Annotated in this window: 15 protein-coding genes; 11 read left to right on the top strand and 4 right to left on the bottom strand. The window is 72.6% G+C overall.

Features of this window, described 5'->3' with window-relative positions; translation table 11 throughout:
* The first annotated feature begins 140 nt into the window (after nt 1-140).
* The 5 genes from ACFWPQ_RS15780 to ACFWPQ_RS15760 all read left to right on the top strand — a co-directional run bounded on the left by ACFWPQ_RS15780 (nt 141) and on the right by ACFWPQ_RS15760 (nt 8,855).
* A complete protein-coding gene (locus ACFWPQ_RS15780; RefSeq protein ID WP_384033986.1) occupies nt 141-1,505 on the top strand; it encodes an FAD-dependent oxidoreductase in 1,365 nt (454 codons plus the stop codon).
* A 241-nt stretch (nt 1,506-1,746) separates the two neighbouring features.
* Entirely contained in the window at nt 1,747-2,895 is a 1,149-nt protein-coding gene (locus ACFWPQ_RS15775) for a hypothetical protein (RefSeq protein ID WP_384033983.1), read from the top strand.
* 40 nt (nt 2,896-2,935) lie between these two features.
* Nucleotides 2,936-3,217, top strand: a complete 282-nt coding sequence (locus tag ACFWPQ_RS15770) for a YkvA family protein (protein WP_089103535.1) — start codon at nt 2,936-2,938, stop codon at nt 3,215-3,217.
* A gap of 232 nt (nt 3,218-3,449) precedes the next feature.
* Complete coding sequence (locus ACFWPQ_RS15765) at nt 3,450-6,026, top strand: SpoIIE family protein phosphatase (protein WP_384033979.1); 2,577 nt, start codon at nt 3,450-3,452, stop codon at nt 6,024-6,026.
* Between the two features lie 81 nt (nt 6,027-6,107).
* Nucleotides 6,108-8,855, top strand: a complete 2,748-nt coding sequence (locus tag ACFWPQ_RS15760) for a SpoIIE family protein phosphatase (RefSeq protein ID WP_384033976.1) — start codon at nt 6,108-6,110, stop codon at nt 8,853-8,855.
* 3 nt (nt 8,856-8,858) lie between these two features.
* On the opposite strand, the gene ACFWPQ_RS15755 is transcribed toward ACFWPQ_RS15760, so the two are convergent.
* Complete coding sequence (locus ACFWPQ_RS15755; RefSeq protein WP_384033973.1) at nt 8,859-10,703, bottom strand: glycoside hydrolase family 15 protein; 1,845 nt, start codon at nt 10,701-10,703, stop codon at nt 8,859-8,861.
* Between the two features lie 170 nt (nt 10,704-10,873).
* Between ACFWPQ_RS15755 and ACFWPQ_RS15750 the strand changes: the two genes are divergently transcribed.
* From ACFWPQ_RS15750 to ACFWPQ_RS15730, 5 genes are all read left to right on the top strand, one after another.
* Nucleotides 10,874-11,080, top strand: a complete 207-nt coding sequence (locus tag ACFWPQ_RS15750) for a hypothetical protein (protein WP_089103531.1) — start codon at nt 10,874-10,876, stop codon at nt 11,078-11,080.
* A gap of 19 nt (nt 11,081-11,099) precedes the next feature.
* Complete coding sequence (locus tag ACFWPQ_RS15745; RefSeq protein WP_384033970.1) at nt 11,100-11,723, top strand: nucleoside deaminase; 624 nt, start codon at nt 11,100-11,102, stop codon at nt 11,721-11,723.
* 116 nt (nt 11,724-11,839) lie between these two features.
* The gene (gene sthA, locus ACFWPQ_RS15740; RefSeq protein WP_384033968.1) at nt 11,840-13,243 is read left to right on the top strand and encodes a Si-specific NAD(P)(+) transhydrogenase; all 1,404 of its coding nucleotides are present in this window, start codon (nt 11,840-11,842) and stop codon (nt 13,241-13,243) included.
* Between the two features lie 296 nt (nt 13,244-13,539).
* A complete protein-coding gene (locus ACFWPQ_RS15735; RefSeq protein ID WP_384033966.1) occupies nt 13,540-15,012 on the top strand; it encodes an APC family permease in 1,473 nt (490 codons plus the stop codon).
* 12 nt (nt 15,013-15,024) lie between these two features.
* Nucleotides 15,025-15,984 (top strand): hypothetical protein, encoded by a 960-nt coding sequence (locus tag ACFWPQ_RS15730; protein WP_384033964.1) that lies wholly within the window; start codon nt 15,025-15,027, stop codon nt 15,982-15,984.
* 136 nt (nt 15,985-16,120) lie between these two features.
* Here the strand turns inward: ACFWPQ_RS15730 and ACFWPQ_RS15725 are convergent, their stop codons facing one another.
* The 3 genes from ACFWPQ_RS15725 to efeU all read right to left on the bottom strand — a co-directional run bounded on the left by ACFWPQ_RS15725 (nt 16,121) and on the right by efeU (nt 20,989).
* Nucleotides 16,121-17,281: a HoxN/HupN/NixA family nickel/cobalt transporter gene (locus tag ACFWPQ_RS15725; RefSeq protein ID WP_384033961.1), complete on the bottom strand. Its 1,161-nt coding sequence runs from the start codon at nt 17,279-17,281 to the stop codon at nt 16,121-16,123.
* 148 nt (nt 17,282-17,429) lie between these two features.
* Nucleotides 17,430-18,704 (bottom strand): iron uptake transporter deferrochelatase/peroxidase subunit, encoded by a 1,275-nt coding sequence (gene efeB, locus ACFWPQ_RS15720; RefSeq protein WP_384033958.1) that lies wholly within the window; start codon nt 18,702-18,704, stop codon nt 17,430-17,432.
* A 47-nt stretch (nt 18,705-18,751) separates the two neighbouring features.
* The gene (efeU, locus tag ACFWPQ_RS15715; RefSeq protein ID WP_384033955.1) at nt 18,752-20,989 is read right to left on the bottom strand and encodes an iron uptake transporter permease EfeU; all 2,238 of its coding nucleotides are present in this window, start codon (nt 20,987-20,989) and stop codon (nt 18,752-18,754) included.
* Nucleotides 20,990-21,266: 277 nt separating this feature from the next.
* Between efeU and ACFWPQ_RS15710 the strand changes: the two genes are divergently transcribed.
* Nucleotides 21,267-21,950: a phosphatase PAP2 family protein gene (locus tag ACFWPQ_RS15710; protein WP_384033952.1), complete on the top strand. Its 684-nt coding sequence runs from the start codon at nt 21,267-21,269 to the stop codon at nt 21,948-21,950.

Raw genomic sequence — 21,950 nt, 5'->3', positions numbered from 1 at the left:
CGGAGCCATAAGCCGGGCCCGACAGAAGTCATAAGATCGCCTTATGAGGTCATAGGGCGGACCCGCGTACTAACTTAGGACTGCCTTAGTTTAGGCTTCCCGTTCGAGATCGCTTGTCCTCACTCGAAGGGAACCTGATCATGCCGCGCCCCCTGCGGGTAGCCATCGTCGGAGCCGGCCCCGCCGGGATCTACGCCGCCGACGCCCTGCTCAAGTCCGCGGTGGCCGCCGAGCCCGGCGTGTCCATCGACCTCTTCGAGCGGATGCCCGCCCCGTTCGGCCTGATCCGGTACGGCGTCGCCCCCGACCACCCGCGCATCAAGGGCATCATCACCGCCCTGCACCAGGTGCTCGACAAGCCGCAGATCCGCCTCTTCGGCAACGTGGACTACCCGACCGACATCAGCCTCGACGACCTGCGCTCCTTCTACGACGCGGTGATCTTCTCGACCGGCGCGACCGCCGACCGCGAGCTGCGGATACCCGGGATCGAGCTGGACGGCTCCTACGGCGCCGCCGACTTCGTCTCCTGGTACGACGGCCACCCGGACGTGCCGCGCACCTGGCCGCTGGAGGCCGAGAAGGTCGCGGTCCTCGGCGTCGGCAACGTGGCCCTGGACGTGGCCCGCATCCTCGCCAAGACCGCCGACGAGCTGCTGCCGACCGAGATCCCGCCGAACGTCTACGACGGACTCAAGGCCAACAAGGCCCTCGAAGTGCACGTCTTCGGCCGCCGCGGCCCGGCGCAGGCGAAGTTCTCCCCGATGGAGCTGCGGGAGCTGGACCACTCCCCCAACATCGAGGTCATCGTCGACCCCGAGGACATCGACTACGACGAGGGCTCGATCGAGACCCGGCGCGGCAACAAGCAGGCCGACATGGTCGCCAAGACCCTGGAGAACTGGGCGATCCGCGACGTCGGCGACCGCCCGCACAAGCTCTTCCTGCACTTCTTCGAGTCGCCGACGGAGATCCTCGGCGAGGACGGCCGGGTCACCGGCCTGCGCACCGAGCGCACCGCGCTGGACGGCACCGGCAACGTGAAGGGCACCGGCGAGTTCAAGGACTGGGACCTCAGCGCGGTCTACCGCGCCGTCGGCTACCTCTCCGACAAGCTCCCCAAGCTGCCCTGGGACATCGAGTCGGGCACGGTCCCGGACGAGGGCGGCCGCGTCATCGAGGAGAGCGGCAGCCACCTCACGTCGACGTACGTCACCGGCTGGATCCGCCGCGGCCCGGTCGGCCTGATCGGCCACACCAAGGGCGACGCCAACGAGACGGTGTCGAACCTGCTGGACGACTACGCGAACGGCCGGCTGCACACCCCGGAGGCCCCCGCGCCGGAGGCCGTGGAGGCCTTCCTCGCGGAGCGCGAGGTCCGCTTCACCACCTGGGAGGGCTGGTACCGGCTGGACGCCGCCGAGAAGGCGCTGGGCGAGCCCCAGGGCCGCGAGCGCGTCAAGCTCGTGGAGCGCGAGGACATGCTCCGCGAGAGCGGCGCGTGAGGCACTGACGCCGAACGGGGCCCGCCCCTGAGCGGATGGTCGGGCGGGCCCCGTTCGCCGCACCATTGTGCGGGGGCGTGCCGGATCAAGGGCACGAGTGAACGGGCGTCGTACGACGCACACGGTGTGCGCCCCGGGTGCGGGGCGCACACCCCGTGCGCGGGCGGCCCCCGCTCGGCGGGACACACTCCCGAGCGGGGATACTGGAAGACGCAGCCCGCTCCCACCAGCAGATTGGCCCATGTCGAACTCCGCCACCGACCGCGCCGTCCTTCCGCCGACCGTCTGGCCCGCACGCGGCCGCCACACGGGCCCGCACTCCGAAGAGGTGATCCGCAGGATCCTGCGCCGCCGCAGGGAGACCGGCGCCCTCGACGACTTCGCCGAACCCCCGATCCCCGACGACCTCGCCCGACGGGTCTTCGAGGCGCGCTGGCGCGTCGACGACGGCACCGTGACGGTGCGCGCCCGGCTCACCCTCGTCGACCCGCGCGGCCATCAGGCCGGGCGCGAGTGGCAGCTCGTCGCCGAGGCCGACCGGCCATGGGACGAGGCCTGGCCCTCCCCCGCGGCGATGTTCTGGCCGGACGGCGAGGAGGCCGGTGACGGCGGCGAGGCCGCCTGGGACTACCACCCGGCCGTGGCGGGCGTGCGGCTACGCACGGTCAACCCGCTGCCCGCCGACGACAAGGACATGCGCCGGGTGCTGCGGGACGCGGCGAAGGACGCCTGGTGCGTCAACCTCGTCGTGCACGAGGCGATGACGCCCGACGCGCTCGGCCGGCTGCCACTGGTCCGGCAGCTGCCGCCCGGCCTCGCGCACCGCGTCGTCGAACACCGGGCCGCGCCCCAGCAGTTCCGTGCCGTCAACTGGGCGCTGCGCGACCTCGGTGCCGAGGTCCCGCGCGGCGGCGCCGTGCTGCTGCCCCCGGACCCGGCGCCGTCGGACTACGACGCGCAGGAGTACGCGGTGCGCAGCGTCTTCCTGGACGGCTCGGAGCCCACCGAACTGATCGCCGCCGTGCGCCGGTTCGCCGCGCTGCCGAAGCCCGCGCCGCAGGGCGCCGAGGAGGCGCTGGCCGATCTGCGGGACAACTGGACCCTGATGACGCTGGAGGAGGAGCTGGCGCGCGAACGGAAGCGCGTCGCCCAGTACGCCGAGGCGCTGGAGGCCATGACCAGGTCCCGGGACCTGTACCGGGAGGCCGCCGAGCGGGCCGGCGAGGCGCTCGCCGCCCTCCGCGACACCCCCGCCCCGGCCGCAGCGGCGCCCCAACCCGCCTCCCCCTTCCAGCAGTTGACCCGCGCCTTCAAGGGGCTGCGGGCCCCGAAGGAGAATGCCGAACCGACGGCCATGCCCGGGGACGAAACCGGGAACACGGACCAGTGAGAGACCCCGGACCGGATCGGGGCCGGACGACAGGACAGCCATGGACACCACCACGACCGTGCTCGTGATCTGCGCGATCGTCGCCGCGGCCCTGCTGGCGGGCGCCGTCGCCGTACTCGTACGGCTGGTCCGCACCCGGCGCACCCTGCGCCGGGCCGGGCTGCCGACCGGCTCGCGCTGGGTGTTCTGGGGTGCCGTGCTGTATCTGGTGCTCCCCACCGACCTGCTGCCCGACCCGATCTACCTGGACGACATCGGCGTCCTGCTGCTGGCCCTGCGCTCGATGCGCGCGGCCCTCCCGGCGGAGGACCCGGAACTCTGACCCGCCCGGCACGAGCGGGGTGATGCACGACACATTCTCCGGTGTCCCGGGGCCGTCCGTGACGCCTGTGAGGACGGTCACCTGGCGCTTCGGCCGGTGGGCGCGGGGCGAACCGGCCGCCGCCGGCGCCGCAACCGGCGTGGTTCCGTGTCGCGGAGGTGCGTTTTCGGGCCGTCGTGACGCATTCTTGCTGTGTCACCCACCCGGCGGTGCGCGGACTAGGTAGGACCCGATGACTGGGAGCGGCGAGCACATGGGCCGGGCGCGTGAGCGGCTGACCGCGCTGCTGGTCGAGGCCTCGACCGGCGCCCTGGGCGCGGCGGGCGGCCACGTCGCCGGGGTGTACCTGCGCTCCGGTACCCCGGGCCTGCTGCGGCTGGCCACGCTGGTGGGGCTTCCCGGCCCGCTGTTCCGGCCCTGGTGGCGGCTGCACGTCGACCGGCCGTTCCCGGTCGCGGACGCCTACCGGCTCGGCGTACGGGTGGTGCTGCCCGACGCCACCGAGATGGTGCGCCGCTATCCCCAGTTCGCGGCGGGCCTGCCGTTCCAGTTCGGGTCGGTGTACACGCCCGTGCCCGGTGCGGAGCCGTCCTTCGGGGTGCTGACCGTGCTGCGGCCCGCGACCCCGGACACCGTGGACGAGCTGCCCGACCTGGACCGGCTGGGCCGGCTGGCCGAGCGGCTGGGGGCCGGACTGCGCGAGCTGGTGGCCGAGGAGGGCGACGCGGCGGTCGCCTGGGAGGGCGAGCCGGTGTGCATACGGCCGACCGCGCCGCGGCCCGGGACGGCCCGGGTGGGCCGTTTCACCTGGGATCCGGTCACCTCGGCGGTGCGCGCGGACGACCGGCTGCACGCCCTGCTCGGCATGGCGCCGGAGGACTTCCCCGGTACCGGCGCCGAGCTGGCCGTGGCCGTGACGCCCGACGACGCCGACGACGTGCTGGCCGCGCTGCGCGAGACCGCGGCGGGCAAGCCGCCGCACTCCCCGCTGCGGGTGCGGGCCGTGGACGGTGCCCCGCTCCTCCTGGAACTGTGGCCGCCGCCCGGCACCGCCGACCCGTCCCTGGTCTCCGGGATCGTCGTCGACCCGGGCCCGGCCGCGGCCGCCGACGGAGCGGCCGATCTGCTGCCCCAGGGCGTCTTCTGCCTGGACCGCTCGGGAATCGTCCGCTACGTCAACCCGGCCGTCGTCCACCTGGCGGGCCGGCCGCGCTCCGAGCTGCTCGGCCGGCCCCTGTGGGAGGCGATGCCGTGGCTGAGCGGGCCGCCCTACGACGACCACTGGAGGGGTGCGCTGCTGGCGCGCGGTCCGGTGCACTTCCAGGTCCGGTGCGAGGACATCGCCGAGGGCGAGTGCCTCGCCCTGTCCCTGCACCCGGGCGCGGACCTCATCACCTGCACGGTCGTCCCGGCGAGCCGGATCGACCCGGCCGTGCACCTGCCCCACCCGGCCGAACCGGACGCGACAGCCGAGCCGGACGCGACAGCCGAGCCGGGCGCGGTCGCCGGGCCGGGCGCGGCGGCCGGGCTCGGGCGGCCCGGTGGGCCCGGCGTGCCCGGCGGTCCTTCGATGGCCCCGTTGTACCGGCCGATCGCCCTGGCCATCGCACTGACCGACGCGGTGACCGCCCAGCAGGTGTCCGCGGTGGTGATGCAGGAGCTGCTCCCCGCGTTCGGCGGCCGCCGGCTGGCCATCTACCTGCTCCAGGACCGGCATCTCTACCTCGCCTGGGAGACCGGCTTCCCGCCGGGCTTCCTCGCCCCGTTCGACGGGGTCGGCCTGGACGCCCGTATCCCCGGTGTCGAGGCCCTCACCACCGGCAGGCCGCTGTTCTTCGAGTCGATGCGGCAGCTGGCGGAGACCTACCCGGGCCTCGCCCTGGACGCCGACATCGGTGCCCGCGCCTTCCTGCCGCTGATCGCCTCGGGGCGCCCGGTCGGCACCTGCATCCTCGGCTTCGACGTGGAGCGCGGCTTCAGCACCGAGGAGCGCACCGTCCTCACGGCCCTCGCGGGCCTGATCGCGCACGCGATGGAGAAGGCCCGGCGCTACGACAGCGAGGCCGCCCTCGCCCGCGGCCTCCAGCAGGCACTGCTGCCGCGCCGGCTGTCCGCGCACCCCCGGGTGGAGACCGCGGGCCGGTATCTGCCGGGCACCCAGGGCATGGACGTGGGCGGAGACTGGTACGACGTGGTCGGGGCCGGCGACGGTCTCGCCCTGGTCATCGGGGACGTCCAGGGGCACGGCGTGCAGGCGGCCGCCACCATGGGGCAACTGCGCAGCGCGGTGCGGGCGTTCGCGCTCGGCGACCGGCCGCCCGACGAGGTGCTGAGCGGCACCAACCGGCTGCTCATCGACCTCGACCCGGGTCAGTTCGCAAGCTGCTGCTATCTCCGGCTGGACCCCGCCACCGGACTCGTCCGGATCGCCCGGGCCGGTCATCCGCAGCCCTTGCTGCGCGATCCGGACGGCCGCACGCGCGTACTGGAGATACCCGGCGGTGTCGTCCTGGGCGTGGATCCGCGGGCCCGGTATCCGGTGACCGAGCTGCAGCTGGCGCCGGACGCGATCCTCGCCCTGTACACGGACGGGCTGGTGGAGCGGCCGGGCGCGGACATCGACGAGGGCATCGCCGCGCTGGCGGCGGCCCTGTCGGAGGCCGGGGCGGCGCCGGGGCCGCGCGGCGCCCGGACCCTGACCGGGGTGGCCGACCGGCTGACCGCCACGGCCCGGCACGCCACCGACCGGCCCGACGACGTGGCGCTGCTGCTCGCCACCCGCCGCCCGGAACCCGCGCCCGGAGGGTGACCGGGACACAGCGGGGTATCCCGCCGGTTACCTCAGGGGGCGCTCTCGCCTCGCGGGGCGGGGCAGTGTAGACATGGGCTCATGGTCCGTCAGCCCGGCCGGTCCGACACTCGGCCGTCCCGATCCGGGACTCCGCACGCGCCGCTCACCGAGCGGGAGCGGGAGCCGAGCGGCCCGGGGCGCATCCGGTCCGGACGGCTGTGGTCGGCGCTGAGCGGGCGCAGCGTGGCCGGTCAGGTCTTCGTGCTGCAAGTGGTGATCGTGCTGCTGCTGGTGGTGTCGGCCGTGGTGGCCCTGGTGCTCCAGGTACGGCACGACAGCACCATGGAGGCCCGCAACCGGTCCCTGGCCGTCGCCCAGACCTTCGCCGAAGCACCCGGCACGGCGGCGGCCTTGCGGCTGCCCGACCCCACGGCGGTGCTGCAGCCGCGGGCGGAGGCGGCCCGCAAGGCGACCGGCGTGGACTTCATCGTCGTCATGAACACCGAGGGGATCCGGTACACGCACCCCAAGCCGGACCGCATCGGCAAGAAGTTCGTCGGGACCATCGGGCCCGCGCTGGCCGGCGGGACGGTCACCGAGGAGGTCCACGGCACCATCGGGGAGCTGGTGCAGGCCGTGGTCCCGGTCCGGGACGCGGACGGCAAGGTGGTGGGCCTGGTGTCGGCCGGCATCACCACCGCGCACGTGGGCGGCACCGCCGACCAGCAGCTGCCGCTGCTGCTGACCGCGGCCGCCGCGGCGCTGGCCCTGGCGACCGCGGGGACGGCGCTGGTCAGCCGGCGGCTGCTGCGCCAGACCCACGGCCTCGGCCCGGACGAGATGACCCGGATGTACGAGCACCACGACGCGGTGCTGCACTCCGTGCGGGAGGGTGTGCTGATCGTCGGCGGCGACGGCCGGCTGATGCTCGCCAACGACGAGGCACAGCGCCTGCTGGACCTGCCCCGGGACGCCGAGCGCCGCCGGGTCCCGGACCTCGGCCTGGACCCGGAGACGGCGGCGCTGATCGCCTCGGGACGGGTCGCCACCGACGAGGTGCACCGGGTCAAGGACCGGCTGCTGGCCGTCAACCAGCGCCCCATCGAGGTGCGCGGCGGCCCGCCCGGCAGCGTCACCACCCTGCGCGACTCCACCGAGCTGCGGGCCCTGTCCGGGCGCGCCGAGGTGGCCCGCGAGCGCCTGAACATGCTGTACGACGCCGGGGTGGGCATCGGCACCAGCCTGGACGTCACCCGCACCGCCGAGGAGCTGGCGGAGCTGGCCGTGCCGCGGTTCGCGGACTACGCCACCATCGACCTGTACGACGCGGTCCTCAAGGGCGAGGAGCCGAAGCCCGGGGACGCGCTGCGCCGGGTGGCGTTCGCCGGCATCCGCAAGGACGCCCCGCTGTACCCGGTCGGCGAGCGGTTCCAGTTCGTGGCGTCCTCGCCGCAGGGCCGGAGTCTGGAGACCGGCGAGTCCGTCGTCGAGCCGCGGCTGCGGGACTCGCCCGGCTGGCGGTCCCAGGACGTGGAACTGACCGGCCGGATCCTGGAGTTCGGCATCCACTCGCTGATCACGGTGCCGCTGCGGGCCGGCAACCTGGTGCTGGGCCTGGCCAACTTCTGCCGTGCGGAGAAGCTCGCGCCGTTCGACACCGAGGAACTGGCCCTCGCGGAGGAGCTGGTGGCGCGGGCCGCCGTCTCCATCGACAACGCCCGCCGCTACACGCGTGAGCACAGCATGGCGGTGACCCTGCAGCGCAGCCTGCTGCCGCGCAGCCTGCCCGCGCAGAGCGCCCTGGACATCGCCTACCGCTATCTGCCGGCCCAGTCGGGGGTGGGCGGCGACTGGTTCGACGTGCTGCCGCTGTCCGGGGCCCGGGTGGCGCTGGTGGTCGGGGACGTGGTGGGGCACGGGCTGCACGCGGCGGCGACCATGGGGCGGCTGCGCACCGCCGTGCACAACTTCACGGCGCTCGACCTGCCGCCCGACGAGCTGATGGGTCTGCTGGACGAGCTGGTGAGCCGTATCGACCAGGACGAGACCCCCGCGGACGACGCGGACACCACGGCCACGATCACCGGGGCGACCTGTCTGTACGCGATCTACGACCCGGCGTCCCGGCGCTGCACGGTGGCCCGGGCCGGTCATCCGCCGCCGGCGCTGATGAGACCCGACGGCGGCGTGGAGTTCCCGGACGTGCCGGCGGGCCCGCCGCTGGGCGTGGGGGGACTGCCTTTCGAGACGGCCGATCTTGAGCTTCCCGAGGGCAGCAGTCTGGTCCTCTACACCGACGGCCTGGTGGAGGACCGGCAGCGGGACATCGACGAGGGCCTCGAACTGCTCGCCGGCGCGCTGGAGTCGGCGGTCGGTGCCACCCCCGACGACACCTGTGCGGCCGTGCTGGAGCGGCTGCCGGCCCGCCCCAGCGACGACGTGGCGCTGATCGTCGCCCGCACCCGGGCGCTCGGAGCGGACCGGATCGCCGAGTGGCAGGTGCCGGCCGATCCGGCGGCCGTCTCCGAGGTCCGCGCCAAGGTGACCCGGCAGCTGGCGGACTGGGACCTGGACGAGCTGTCGTTCACCACCGAGCTGATCCTCAGCGAGCTGGTCACCAACGCCATCCGGCACGGCCGGCCGCCCATCGGGGTACGGCTGCTCCGCGACCGGTCGCTGATCTGCGAGGTCTCCGACGCGAGCACCACCTCGCCGCATCTGCGGTACGCGGCGAGCACCGACGAGGGCGGCCGGGGCCTGTTCCTGGTCGCGCAGCTGTCCGAGCGCTGGGGCACCCGGTACACGCCCGCCGGGAAGGTCATCTGGGCGGAGCAGCCGCTGCCGTGACCCTCAGCCCAGCGCGCGGTCGAGGTTGAACGCGGCGCTGATGAGGGAGAGATGGGTGAACGCCTGCGGGAAGTTGCCCTGTTGCTCGCCGGTGCGGCCGATCTCCTCGGCGTACAGGCCGAGATGGTTGGCGTAGGTGAGCATCTTCTCGAAGGCGAGCCGGGCCTCGTCCACGCGTCCGGCGCGCACCAGGGCCTCCACGTACCAGAAGGAGCAGATGGAGAAGGTGCCCTCGTCGCCCCGGAGTCCGTCGGGACTGGCCTGCGGGTCGTAGCGGTAGACGAGGGAGTCGGAGACCAGGTCCTCGGTGAGGGCGTCCAGGGTGGACAGCCACTTGGGGTCGGTGGGGGCGATGAACTTGGCCAGGGGCATCATGAGCAGCGAGGCGTCGAGGACGTCGCCGCCCTCGTGCTGGACGAACGCGCCGCGCCGCTCGGACCAGCCGCGGTCCATGATCCACCGGTAGATGGTGTCGCGGCACTGCCGCCAGCGGGGCAGGTCGGCCGGCAGACCGCGCCGGTTGGCGAGGCGGATCGCCCGCTCGACGGCGACCCAGCACATCAGACGCGAGTAGAGGAAGTTCTTGCGGCCGCCGCGGGTCTCCCAGATGCCCTCGTCGGGCTGGTCCCAGTGGTCGCAGACCCATTCGACGAGGCGGGTGACGTCGTCCCACTGGCCGCTGGAGATGGGCTCGGCCCACTTGTCGTAGAGGTAGATCGAGTCGATGAGGGCGCCGTAGATGTCGAGCTGGAGCTGGCCCGCCGCGCCGTTGCCGACCCGGACCGGGGCGGAGCCGCAGTGGCCTTCCAGGTACGTGAGCTCGCGTTCGGGCAGGTCGCTGCGGCCGTCGATGCCGTACATGATCTGCAGCGGGCCGGAGGCGAAGCCGTCGCCGGGGCTGATGTAGGTGGTCACGAACTTCATGAAGGCCGCCGCCTCGCTGCTGAAGCCGAGCCGCAGCAGCGCGTAGACGGCGAAGGCGGCGTCGCGGATCCAGACGTAGCGGTAGTCCCAGTTGCGTTCGCCGCCGAACTGCTCGGGGAGGCTGGTGGTCGGCGCGGCGACGATCGCGCCGGTGGGAGCGTAGGTGAGCAGCTTCAGGGTGAGCGCCGAGCGGTGCACCATCTCGCGCCAGCGGCCCCGGTAGCGGGACTGGTGCAGCCAGCGCCGCCAGTAGCAGACCGTGGTCTCGAACTGACGCTCGGCCTCGGCGCGGGCGCAGCCGCGCGGGGCGATGTCCTCGCCGGCCTGGTCGAGGGCGAAGACGGCGGACTCGCCCTCGGAGAGCTTGAAGTCGGCACAGGCGTCCGGGCCGTCACCCTCCAGGACCACCGTGGAGGTGAGCAGCAGGGACTTGGCCGCGGACTCGAACAGGGCGGTGTCCCCGAGCAGGCGCAGGGTGTGCGGGTCGGCGCCGTAGTTGAAGCGGGGGGCCACCCGCACCCGGAAGGGCACGGTGCCGCGCACGCACAGCACCCGGCGGATCAGCCGGTGCCGCTCGCACTCGGCCGACTCGCCCGACTCGCCCGCCACCGGCATGAAGTCCTGGACCTCGCCGACGCCCTCGTCGGTGTAGAACCGGGTGATCAGCACATTGGTGTCGGGGAAGTAGAACTGCTTGGTCCGGGCCGGTACGGCCGCGGCCAGCGCGAAGAAACCGCCGCGCTCGGCGTCCAGGACGGCGGCGAAGACGCTGGGGGCGTCGAAGGACGGGCTGCAGTACCAGTCGATCGTGCCGTTGCTGCCGACCAGGGCCACGCTGCGCAGATCGCCGATCAGCCCGTGCTCGGCGATCGGCAGGTAGCGGGGGCTCCCGGGCGCATTCTGATAGAACGGCTGTTCGGCCATCGTGACGGCCTCCCCGGAACGGATGTATCGCTACCTTACAGCTTAAAAGGGGCACTATCCTTTCGGCACCGGCCGCCGGCACCGGGCAGCGCCCCGGGCCGCTCGGGATGCGGGGTGCGGCCGGTCGGGCAATCGTGAGAGTGTGCACCCCGCTCCGTGAAGGAGGGACCATGTCGACCACAGAACCCGAAGCGTCCCGGCCGTCCGACGACCGCGCCACCCCGGACTCCCTGCTGCACAGCGCCCCCGGCACCGGGGTGGCGCCCGAAGACCTGGTGATGGCGTCCGGCCGGGACGTCACCCCGGCCACGCTCGAATGGGCCAGGAAGAAGATGGAGCGCGAGGGGCCGAACTGCATCGAGCGGCTCCTGCCCTGACTCCGGCGGCGCGACGACGATGCCGACCAGGCGCAGTCTCCTCGGGCTGCTCGGCACGGCGGGCCTGGGCCCGTCCGTGCCCGGTGCCGTCGTACCGCGGCCGCCTGCCGACGCGCCGGACTCCGCTCCGGCCGCCGCCGGAACCGCCGCCGGACCCGCGACCGACGGCGGCGCGGCGCACGCCTGGTTCATGAGCCTCGCCATCGACGAGGCGCGCCGGAACCCGCGCTATCCCTTCGGGGCGGTGTTCGTGCGCTCCGGCCGGGTGCTGGGACGGGGCGTGAACGCCTCGGCCGAGAACCCCTCGTACCACGGGGAGATGGTCGCGATGGCCGACTACGTGCACCGGGCCGGCAACCGCGACTGGGCGGCGACGACGCTGTACTCGACCGCGGAGCCCTGTGCCATGTGCATGAGCGCCTGCGCCTGGGCGGGGGTGGGCCAGGTGGTCTGGGGGACCTCGATCGAGGAGCTCGCCCGCACCGGTCTCGACCAGATCGCGATCCCGGCGGCCGAGGTGGTGCGGGCCGCGAGCCCCTTCTACTCCCCCGGCCTGCTCGGCGGAGTGCTGGCCGGGACGACGGACGCTCTGTTCCGGCGGGCGTGGCAGCTGCGCGCCGGCGGTACCGGCGAGGCGCCCTAGCCGGCCGGGACCGAAGCCCGCGAGGTGCGCAACGGCCCAGGTCCGTACCGGATTTCACGCGAAGGTTGCCCGTTCACCCTTTCGAAGCGGGGCCGCGTGCTGACAGACTCCGCAGGGTGCGCGATTTCGACATGCTTGTCATCGGATCCGGACCCGGCGGCCAGAAGGCCGCCATCGCCGCGGCCAAGCTCGGCCGCCGGGTCGCCGTCGTCGACAGCCCCGACATGGTCGGCGGCGTGTCCATCCACACCGGGACCATCCCCTCGAAGACCCTGCGCGAGGCGGTCCTCTACCTGACCGGTCTCACCCAGCGGGATCTCTACGGGCAGAGCTACCGGCTGAAGGAGGAGATCACCGTCGCCGACCTGACCGCGCGCACCCAGCACGTGGTCAGCCGCGAGGTGGACGTCATCCGCAACCAGCTCTCCCGCAACCACGTCACGCTGTGCTCCGGCACCGGCCGGTTCGTCGACCCGCACACCGTCGCCCTGCGCGAACCGAGCGGCAACGAACGTCTGTTGACCTCGGAGCACATCGTCATAGCCACCGGCACCCGGCCGGCCCGCCCGGACAGCGTCGCGTTCGACGGCCGCACCGTCATGGACTCGGACAACGTGCTGTCCCTGGAGCGGGTGCCGCGCTCCATGGTCATCGTCGGCGCCGGTGTCATCGGCATGGAGTACGCCAGCATGTTCGCCGCGCTCGGCAGCAAGGTCACCGTGGTCGAGAAGCGCGCGGCCATGCTCGACATGTGTGACGTCGAGGTCGTGGAGTCGCTCAAGTACCACCTGCGGGACCTGGCCGTCACCTTCCGGTTCGGGGAGACCGTCGCCGCCGTGGAGCGGCACCCCCGGGGCACCCTGACCGTGCTGGAGAGCGGCAAGAAGATACCGGCGGACACGGTGATGTACTCGGCGGGCCGCCAGGGTCTCACCGACGGACTGGACCTGGACAAGGCGGGCCTGTCCGCGGACCGGCGGGGCCGGATCACGGTGGACGAGCACTTCCGCACCGGGGTGCCGCACATCTACGCCGTCGGCGACGTCATCGGCTTCCCGGCGCTCGCCGCGACCTCGATGGAACAGGGCCGGGTCGCCGCGTACCACGCCTGCGGGGAACCGGTCGGGCAGATGGACAACCTGCAGCCCATCGGCATCTACACCATCCCGGAGATCAGCTTCGTCGGCCGGACCGAGGACCAGCTCACCGAGGACTGCGTGCCGTTCGAGGTCGGGGTGGCCCGCTACCGGGAGCTGGCCCGGGGCCAGATCATCGGCGACTCGCACGGCATGCTCAAGCTCCTGGTCTCCCCGGAGGACCGGCGGCTGCTCGGTGTGCACTGCTTCGGTACCGGAGCGACAGAACTGATCCATATCGGTCAGTCGGTGATGGGTTGCGGGGGCACGGTCGACTACTTGGTGGACGCGGTGTTCAACTACCCGACGCTCGCGGAGTCTTACAAGGTCGCGGCCCTCGACGCCACCAACAAGCTGCGGCAGCTCGACCGGCTGGAGGACTGAGGGACTGACGGAACGTCTGCTTCCGATGTGAGAGTTGATGGCTCCAAGTGGCATATGTGATTACCGCTCGGTCAGCTTGAAAGGTCAAAGAGGGCCGCTATAGTCACACCCACACACGCGGTGTGACCGCCCGCCGACTCTCGGCATGCGGCCTTCACCACCCCTTTCTTCTCCTGGCCGACCCCTGCCCCGAGGCCATCCCTCACCGGGTCCGAGGACGGTCGCGCACCCCCCACCCGTACCGCCGCGGGCCTGCACTCCTGTGCGCCGTGCACGACCGGAAAGCAGCACAACCTATGAGCAACAACAGGGGCAGAGGGCTGCAGGCCAACGCCCTCGGCACGTTCGACACGGTGGTCATGGCCGTCGCGGGCAGTGCACCGGCGTACTCGCTGGCCGCGACCACCGCGGTGCTGGTCGGGTCGGTGGGGCTGGCCAGTCCGGCCGCGCTGCTGTGGTGTGCGATACCGATGCTGGGCATCGCGCTCGCCTTCAGCTACCTGGGCCGTATCGACGTGAACGCGGGCGCCAGCTACTCCTGGGTGGGCCGTACCCTGCACCCCTTCCTCGGCTTCGTCAGCGGCTGGGCGCTGGTGGTGTCCGCGACCATCTTCATGGTGGCCGGCTCACTGCCCGCCGGGTCGATGACGCTGTCCCTGTTCGACGCGGACCTCGCCGACAACGTGGCCCTGTCCACCGTGGTCGGCGCCGCCTGGTTCCTGATCATGCTCGCGGTGGTGCTCGGCGGCGCCCGCCTCACCGTGCGCGCCCAGCTGCTGATGTCCGGCATCGAGCTGACGATCCTGCTGCTCTTCGCGGTGCTGGCCCTGTTCCACACCGGCAACGCCCGCGCCTTCGACTGGTCCTGGCTCGGCTTCTCCCACTTCGACGGCGTCTCCGGCTTCGCCTCGGGCGCACTCATCGCCGCGTTCTACTACTGGGGCTGGGACGTCACCAGCAACCTCAGCGAGGAGACCCGCAACTCCCGGCGCACCACCGGCCTCGCCGGCCTGATCGGCGTGGGCATCGTCTTCGCCCTGTTCGAGGTGTTCACGATCGCCGTGAACGTCATCCTGTCCTCGGACCAGATCGCGGCGAACGACGCCAACGTCCTCGGCGTGCTGGGCGACGAGATCTGGCCGGGCTGGGGCGGCAAGCTGCTCATCGTCGCCGTGATGCTCTCCACCATCGCCACCCTGGAGACGACCCTCATCCAGGTCACCCGCTCGCTGTTCGCGATGGGCCGGGACCGGACGATGCCGACCGCCCTCGGCAAGGTGCACCGCACCTGGAACACCCCGCACGTGGCGATCGCCGTGGTCGGCGCGGTGGCCCTGACCCTGTTCATCGCCTCCAACGCGCTGGGCTCGGTGGGCGAGATCCTCTCCGACGCCATCTCGGCGATCGGCCTGCAGATCGCCGTCTACTACGGCCTCGCGGGCCTCGCGGTGGTCGTGGCCTACCGCAAGATGCTGTTCAGGTCGGCGGGCAACTTCCTCCTCGGCGGGCTCTGGCCGCTGGGCGGCGCGGTGTTCATGTTCTGGATCTTCGTCGAGTCGCTGGGCGAGCTGAGCACCGCGGCGATCGCGATCGGCATCGGCGGCCTGGCCGTCGGCCTGGTCCCGATGCTCTGGTACTGGAGGCAGGGCAGCGACTACTACCGGCCGGCCAAGCTGGACGCCACCCGCACGGTCGAGGCCGACTACGTCCCCGACGACCCTGTCACCGTGCAGGCCCAGGCTTACGAAGGTCTCCCCACCGACTTCTGAGGTACGAGTCCGATGGCGCGCGACCGCTTCGCCCCCGACTTCGACCCGGACTGCGGGGACCAGCCCCTCACCTCGGCCCGTCAGGACATCGTCATCGGCCGCTGGCAGGGCCTGAGGGACCTGCTGCGGGCCACCGGCCCGGACTGGCTGGTCCGGGGGCACCGGGTACGGCTGCTGGCGCAGGCCTGCGCGGGCAGTTCGACGGCGGAGTCCTGGCTGGCCACCGAGCCGCACGGCGCCGACGCGCTGGTGCTGCGCGCGGCGACCGAGACGGCCCGGGCGTTCACCCTGGCCATCTCGGCGGGCCGGGGTGTCCCGATCGACCGGGCCAGGATCGACACCGCCGTGCTGGCCTGCCTGGCCGCCGCCGAGGCGTACCCGCAGGACCCGACCCCCTGGGTCTCCCTGATCTCGGTGGCCCGGCTGTATCCGACCGGGGTGCGCCGGCAGGAACTCGCCCGCTGGTGGGACGAGTTGCACCGGCGCGACCCGTACAACGTGGAGGGCCACCTCCAGGTGCTCCACTACTACTCCGCGCGCTGGCACGGCACGCACGGCCTGATGTACGACTTCGCCCGGGACGCTGCCGGGGTCGCCCCACCGGGCTGCGCGCTGCCCGTCCTGGTGCAGTACGCCCGCGTCGAGGAGTTCCGGTACGCCCTGGACGCGGCGCAGGGTCAGCAGAACGCGGTCGCGCTCAGCCAGCACTGGAAGCACGACGGCGCGGTCAGCGACGTACGGCGCACCTGGGAGCGGTGGATCACCCATCGCGGCGAGACCCCGGTGGCCCCGGGCGAGCTGCGGGACCTCAACTACCTGACACACGCGGCCTGTCAGGCGGGCGTCACGGACGTCGCCACGGACCTGCTGCGGCTCATGGGGCGACGGGCCACCCGCACGCCCTGGTCGTACACCGGGGACGCGGAGAAGCAGATCGTGAAGTGGCGGGCGGATCTGAAGGTGCGTGGGTGACGGCTGAGCGCTCCGCTGGAAGTGCCGCGTGCCGCGATGTGCCGACTGCCGACTGCGGCGCCGTCGTGGCTGGTCGCGCGGTTCCCCGCGCCCCTACGGGGCGCTGCCGAACCGCAGCGGACTTCGCTGGACCCGCTCAGCCCTCGGTCTGCTCGGCGGGGCGGGCGAGGCCGGTGGTCCACTTCTCCTCGATGCGCCCCGCCTTCCAGACCAGCAGGGCGATGGCCCAGGTGGCGAAGAAGAGGCCGACGATGACGAAGCCGACGGTGTTGAGGTCGAGGCCGGCGACCCAGTCCCAGAAGAAGCCGTGCAGGTCGAGCTTGTCGGCGAGGAGGCCGAGGAGTTCCACGGTGCCGATGATGAGGGCGACGGCGACGGACAGGCCGGTGATGGTGAGGTTGTAGTAGACCTTGCGGACCGGCTTGGAGAACGCCCACTCGTAGGCGAAGTTCATGAACGAGCCGTCGATGGTGTCGAGCAGCGACATGCCGGCCGCGAAGAGCACCGGCAGGGTGAGGATGGCGTACCAGGGCAGGCCGGAGGCGGCGCCGGAGCCGGCGAGGACCAGCAGGGCGATCTCGGTGGCGGTGTCGAAGCCGAGCCCGAACAGCAGGCCGAGCGGGTACATCTGCCAGGGCTTGCTGATCGAGCCGGTGACCCGGCCGAGGAAGCGGTTCATGAAGCCGCGGTTGTTCAGCTGCGTCTCCAGCGCGGCCTCGTCGTAGGCGCCGGAGCGCATCTGCCGGAACACCTTCCAGATGCCGGCCAGGATGACGAGGTTGATGCCGGCGATGAGGTAGAGGAAGGTGCCGGAGACGGTCGTACCGATGAGGCCGGTGACCTCGTGCAGGTGCGAGTCGTCGTTCTGGACCGGTCCGGCCAGGGTCTTCATGCCGAGCGAGAGCAGCAGGGCGAGACCGAAGACGATGCTGGAGTGGCCGAGGGAGAACCAGAAACCGACCGACAGCGGCCGCTGCCCCTCCCCCATCAGCTTGCGGGTGGTGTTGTCGATGGCCGCGATGTGGTCGGCGTCGAAGGCGTGCCGCATGCCCAGCGTGTACGCGGTCACGCCGATGCCGATGCCGAAGGACTCGGTACCGACGCTGAAGTGCTGCGGTGCGATGATCCCGACCAGCGTGCCCCAGCCGATGACGTGCAGGGCGAGTACGAAGCCGGCCATCCCGCCGACCCTGATCCACTCCTGCCGTGTCATGGAGCCCCGGACACGGCGCCAGGCCGAGCGCTTGGCGTCGGCCTGGACGGGGCGGGACGGAGCGGAACCAGGGGCGGCCGTCATCGGGAGGTGACATCCTTCGGTCGAGCAGTGGGCAGCTGCCATCGGCAGCCTTGTGCCATCCTCCCGTACCTGCAAATGGTTCGCATCAATGCCCGCGGCAGGCCTTCACCAAGAGAATCCCACGGGAAGGTAAAGGCCGGTGCGGCGGTCAGGCGGTCGCCAGCAGTCCGCTCCCCAGCCAGTCCTCGGCGTTCCTCACGCCCGGCAGGGCGAAGAAGTAGCCGCCGCCGGTCGGCGAGATGTAGTCGACGAGGGGCTCGTCGATGAGCCGGGTCTGGGTGGCCTCGAACTGGCGCCGGACGTCCTGGTTGTAGCAGCAGAAGACCAGGCCCATGTCGAGGTTGCCGACGCTGTCGATGCCCCGGTCGTAGTTGTAGCCGCGGCGCAGGATGCGGGAGCTGTCGGTCTTCGCGGTCCGCGGGTTGGCGAGCCGGATGTGGGCGTCCAGCGGGATGGCGTTGCCCTTCGGGTCCTTGGCGTACTGCGGGATGTCGGTCTCCTTGGCGCCGTCCAGCGGGGCGCCGGTGTCCTTGCGGCGGCCGAACATCAGCTCCTGCTCGCTGAGCGAGACCCGGTCCCAGAACTCGACGAGCATCCGGATGATCCGGACGACCTGGTAGCTGCCGCCCGCCGTCCAGGCCGGCTCACCCTGCCCCTCGCCGACCCAGATCAGCCGGTCGGTCTCCCGGGCGGAGCCGACGTCCGGGTTGGCGATGCCGTCCTTGAAGCCGAGCAGGTTGCGCTGGGCGCCGGTGGGGCGAGGGGCGTTCTGGAAGCCGTCGATCCGCCACCTGATCTGCATGGCGCCGCGGGTGTGCTTGGCGATGTCGCGCAGCGCGTGCAGCACGGTGTCGGTGCTGGCGGCGCAGATCTGCAGCGAGAGGTCGCCGTGGCACTCGGCGGCCTTCAGGTTGTCGTTGGGGAAGGTCCGCATCGGCGTCAGCCGGGCCGGCTTCGCCTTCGCCAGGCCGTAGCGGTCGTCGAAGAGGGAGGCGCCGACGCCGACGGTGACGGTCAGCGCGTCGGAGGGGACCTCGGGGCCGAGGATGCCGTTGTCGGCGGGCGGCGCGCCGACGCCGAGGTCCTCGGGGGCGCCGCCGGAGGTGAGGAAGCGGGCCCGCTCGGTGATCGTCTTCAGCAGGTCGGAGAGTCCCTGCCGGTCGTCGGCGATGACGTCGAGGGAGACGAAGGTGGCGGCGGCCGGGGCCGGGGTGAGGATGCCGGCCTGGTGGGTGCCGTGGAAGGGGACCTTCGTGGTGCCGGTCGCGTCGGCGGCCCGGGCCTCGGCGGTGCCGCCGGCCTGGCTCAGCGCGAAGCCGCCGCCGGCCAGGACCGCGCCCGCGGCCCCGGCGCCCAGCGCGGTCCGCACGAAGGAGCGGCGGCCGGCGCCCATCGGGCAGGACGGGGTGTCGGCAGCGGACATCGGAGGGTTCCCTTCGTCGTACGGGTGCGGGTGCTCTGCGCGGTTCATCAGGCGGACTTCCTGATCTCCAGGAGGTCCGGCACCGGGGCGAGGTCCTCCAGGAGCTGGCCGGTGGCTCCGGCGATCCGCTGCCGGGTGACGGTGTCGAGCTGCTCGACCGGGGTCCAGGTCGCGCCCTGGTGCTGGGCGTCCAGGAGCTTCTGGAGGCGGGCGATGTCCGCGTCGACGACCGGCAGCAGCTTCGGCGCCCGGGTGGTCAGCAGCGGGCGCAGTACGGTGAGGAGCTCGCGGGTGCCTGCGAGGTTGGCGTCCGCGGTGGCGAGGTTGGTGCCGCTGCCCTCGTCGGTGTCTGCGGTCAGCTCGAACTGGAGGGTGTTCTCCAGGATCTCGTGGGCGCGCAGCGGCAGGTCGCCCGGGTCGAAGTCCTGGGACGGGAACGCCTTCTGGAGCCCGGCGGCCGCGTCCGCGAGGGCCTGGACCGGCGCCTTCAGCCGTCCGGCGGTCTGCGCGTGCCACAGCCCGTACTCGACCCGGTGGAATCCGGCGAAGTCCTGGTCGGCCACCCCGCCCGGGAGGCCGTCGGCGCGGCCGTTGATCTTCTGGTCGTAGTCCTCGAAGGTGCCGTAGGCGGCGCCGAGGGAGGCGTAGGTGAGGTGGGCGGTCAGCCAGTCGGTGCGGGCCTTGGCGAGGTGGTTGCCCGCGATGTCGTCCTGGAGCGTGCGGGTCTGCGCGACGAGGGTGGCCAGGCCCTGTTCGACATAGGCCTTGTACGCGGTCAGCGGTGCGGTGAGGTCGTTCTCGGAGACCGGTACGACCGCCTTGGTGCTGCCTCCGCCGCCGCTGACGGTGACCGACCGCGAGGTGACGGCCTTGCCGCTGGAGGGGACGCAGCGCCAGGCGTAGGTGCCGCCGGCCACGGTGGCGACCAGGTCGCGGGTGGTGCCGGGGGCGAGGCCCTCGACCTCGCCGTAGACCGCGTTGCTGCCCGGGTCGATCAGGTACACCTCGGCGGTCTTGCCGCCGGTGTTCTGCATCCGGAAGGTCTGCCGGCCCGGCTTCGGCGCGGTGAAGCCCTTGCCGCACTCGGTCTCGGAGACGGCGACGGTCTGCCCGCCGCTCGGCTTGGGCCGGGCGAAGGCGACGACGAGCCCGGCGACCACGGCGGGGACGGCGACCACGGCCACGGGCACGACCCAGGCAGGCCGGCGCCACGGCTCCCTGGCGGGCTTGCCCGGTTCCGGCCGGCCGGCGGCGAGGTCCGGCCGCGCCTGCGGCTCGGGCTCCCCTGCGGCGAGCCGCGCCGCCGAACCGGCGGCGGCGGGCTCGGGCCGCGACTCGGGCCGGTCCGCACCGGGATCCGGCACGGCCCCGCCGGCAGCGGATTCCGGCTCGCCCTCACCCGCGACCGGCTCCGGCTCCGGCCGGCCTGCGGCAGCGGTCGGCTCCTTCCGCTCGGCGGCCGGCTTCGGTACGGACGTCCGCACTCCGCGCACGAACAGGGTCATGACGACGGCCAGATAGGCGACGTACCCGGTCACCTGCAGCCAGGTCATCGTCGGTGTGATGTTGAGGACGCCCTGGAGGAGGGTGCTGTACCAGGAGCCCGCGTCGATGTGGCCGCTGAGGTCGACGGCGTAGGCCGTGTTGCCCGGGAGGACGCCGCCCTCCTGGAGGTCGCGCAGTCCGTAGCCGAGGACGCCGGCCGCGATCACGATCAGGACCGCGCCCGTGTAGGTGAAGAACCTCGTGAGGTTGATCTTCAGCACGCGTCGGTACAGGCCCCAGCAGAGGCCGGCCGCCAGGACCAGGCCGATCCCGGCGCCGGTCAGGGGGCCCGCGGACTCGCCGGCCGCCTTGGCCGTGGTCCACAGGAACAGCGCGGTCTCCAGGCCCTCACGGCCGACCGCGAGGAACGAGGTGAGGATCAGGACGCCCGAGCCCATGGCCAGGGCGCCGGTGACCTTCTCCTTGATCTCGCCGGCGAGGCTGCGGGTCGAGCGGCGCATCCAGAAGACCATCGCGGTGACGAAGGCGACCGCGATCACGCTGAGGGTGCCGCCGAAGGCCTCCTGGGCGGTCGCGGAGAGGGAGGCGGCGGTGAAGGTGAGGACCGCGCCGAAACTCATCGCCAGCGCGATCGCGGCCAGGACACCCGTCCACACCTGCGGCAGCCGGTTCCTGGCCTCGGCCCGCACCAGCGTGGCGACGAGGATCGAGACGATCAGCCCGGCCTCGAGACCCTCCCTCAGCCCGATCAGGAAACTAGGAAACGCGTCGTCCCACATCCGTCGCAGCCCTCCCCGGCAGGCCCGTCCCCGCCCCTTGGCTCGAACTTAGTGAAGGCATGCCTTACTCCGCCGACCATGATGACTACACCCATGTAGTCAGTCGGTCATGAACTGGCAATGGTGCGGCAAAGGCCGCGACCGGACCCGGACGTGACCCGGACGCGGACCCGCGGGAACGCCGGCGTGGCGCCGATCGTCTACATTCGAGTAGACCGACTACACCTTCGTAGTCACCGGATCGTCGTAGTCACCGGAAAGGGCCGTCGTCGGCGTCATGGCAGGCAAGAGGACCGCGGAGTTCGCGGGGAGCGTCGCGTTCGGGGCCTGGACGGCGTTCGCGGTGCTGGCCCTGGTCGTGACCGGGCTGCACGGCGCCCCGCTCGGCCCGGACCGCACCCTGCTGGACTGGTCCCTCGCGCACCGGCCGGACGTGGCGGTGGCCGTGGCCCGCGGGATCACCGCGACCGGCACCGGGGTCGTGCCGTACGCCCTGGTCGTGGCGGCCGGGGTGGCCGTGGGCCGCACCCGGCGGCAGCGGCTGGTCGCCGCGCTCCTCGGCGCCGGTTGCCTCGCCCTGGGCCAGACCGCCCGGAGCGCGCTGATGGAGCTCGTCGGCCGGGCCCGGCCGCCGCAGGCCGACTGGCAGACGTCCGCCTCCGGCTGGTCGTTCCCCTCCGGGCACAGCACCACGGCCGCGCTGGCCGCCGGCCTCCTGATCCTCGCCCTCCGGTGGCGGGCCCCGCACGGCCGTACGCCCTGGTGCGTGGCCGTCGCCTGCTGGGGGCCGGCCGTCGGGGCCACCCGGGTGTTCCTCGGCGTGCACTGGTGCACCGACGTGCTGGGCGGCTGGCTGTTCGCGGTCGGGTGGCTCGGGATCTGCGTGTACGCGGCGGCCCGGTGGGTTCCGCGCGCCTGGGTACCGGACGACGTACCGGAGAGACCGGTGGCCGCGCCGTGA

It is taken from the genome of Streptomyces sp. NPDC058464 (genome assembly GCF_042721035.1).
GTDB lineage: Bacteria > Actinomycetota > Actinomycetes > Streptomycetales > Streptomycetaceae > Streptomyces.
The sequence above is the reverse complement of the archived record's forward strand: the minus strand, read 5'-3'. Positions and strand labels throughout refer to the sequence as shown.